The 1454-nt window shown below is 77.6% G+C and carries 2 protein-coding genes; one reads left to right on the top strand and one right to left on the bottom strand.

The window, feature by feature from the left end:
• Nucleotides 1–82: 82 nt before the first annotated feature.
• Nucleotides 83–979, bottom strand: coding sequence for an aldo/keto reductase (locus PYV61_RS25270; RefSeq protein WP_275836651.1), 897 nt, complete (start codon nt 977–979; stop codon nt 83–85).
• A 176-nt stretch (nt 980–1155) separates the two neighbouring features.
• Between PYV61_RS25270 and PYV61_RS25265 the strand changes: the two genes are divergently transcribed.
• The coding region (locus PYV61_RS25265) for a universal stress protein (protein WP_275836650.1) at nt 1156–1454 on the top strand (299 nt) is incomplete at its 3' end.

Below are 1454 nucleotides of genomic sequence, written 5' to 3'. Positions count from 1 at the left end.
GACCACGCCGTTGTAGACCACGCCGTTGTAGACCACGCCGTTGTAGACCACGCCGCATCGGACCACGCCCTACCTGTCCTTCTCAGAGCTCCAAAGCTCGAAGTAGCTCCCCCCGCTCCTTCTGATCCGGCAGCCGCCCGCTCCCCGCCCCCGCGTTGTCCGCCATGTGCTCCGGGTTCGAGGTCCCCGGGATCACGCACGTCACCGCGGGGTGCGCGAGCACGAACTTGAGCAGGGCCTGCGGCCAGCTCGCCGCCCACGCGCGCACCGCCGGCGGCAGCGGCTCCCCCGAGAGGCGGCGCAGCAGCCCGCCCCCGCCGAACGGGAGGTTCACCAGCACCGCGACCCCCGCGTCGTGCGCCGCCGGCAGCAGCCGCTGCTCGGCGTCCCGCAGCGCGACCGAGTAGGGGAGCTGCACGACGTCGATCCGCTCGCGCGCCACCACCGCCTCCAGCTCGGCGAACGCGCTCGTCTGGTAGTGGGTGACGCCGAGCAGCCGCACGCGTCCGTCGTCGCGCCAGCGGCGCAGCGTGCGCAGGTGCGTGCGCCAGTCGACGAGGTTGTGCACCTGCATGAGGTCGAGGCGCGGCCGCCGCAGCAGGCGCAGCGACTCCTCCATCTGCCGCACCCCCTCCGCCTCGCCGCGCGTCCACACCTTGGTCGCCCAGAAGAGCGCGTCGCCGAGCCCCGCGCGCTCCGCGAGCTCGCCGGCCGTCGCCTCCGACGCGCCGTACATCGGGCTCGAGTCGACGACGCGCCCGCCGGCGCCGTGCAGCGTGCGCAGCGTCCGCTCCAGCCGCGCCAGCGCGTCGGCCGAGCGGCGCGGCGGGTCGAACGTCTGCCAGGTGCCGAGCCCCACGACCGGGAGCGGCTCGCCGGTGCGCGGGATCGGGCGCGCGAGCATCGGCGCGGGCGCGGTCGGGAGCGCGGCGCCCGCCAGGGTGGCGGCGGTGCCGTGGACGAAGGTGCGGCGGTCCAAGGGGCGTGGCGAGGGACGTGGCGGCGCGGGTGGGGTGCGGCGGGGCGTGGCCGCGACGGCGCTGATGCGACCGCGCTGATGCGAGCCCGATACCAGCGGGCGCGCGGGCGCGCGGATCGGTGGACCCGATCGTGCGGCGATCGACTTCGACGTCCCACCCGACGCCCGGAGGCGCCATGTCGGCCCCGCTGCCCCCCGCCCGCACCGTCGTCGCGCCGCTCGACGGCACGCCCGAGGGCGAGCGCGCCCTCCCCCTCGCCGCGCTCGCGGCCCGCCGACTCGGCGCGGCGCTCGAGCTCTTCCACGTCGTCGCGCCGCTGCCCGCGCTCGCCGTCGACCCGCCGCTGATCGCGCCGACCGCCGACGGCGAGACGCTCGCCCGGGCCCGCGGCGCCGCGCGCGCCGAGGCGGTGCGCTACGTCGACGCCGTGTGCGCGCGGCTGCCGGCCGACCCGCCGGCGCGCGCGCGGGAAGT

Origin of the sequence: Roseisolibacter sp. H3M3-2 (assembly GCF_029211165.1) — a bacterium.
Classification (GTDB): domain Bacteria; phylum Gemmatimonadota; class Gemmatimonadetes; order Gemmatimonadales; family Gemmatimonadaceae; genus Roseisolibacter.
The sequence above is the reverse complement of the archived record's forward strand: the minus strand, read 5'-3'. Positions and strand labels throughout refer to the sequence as shown.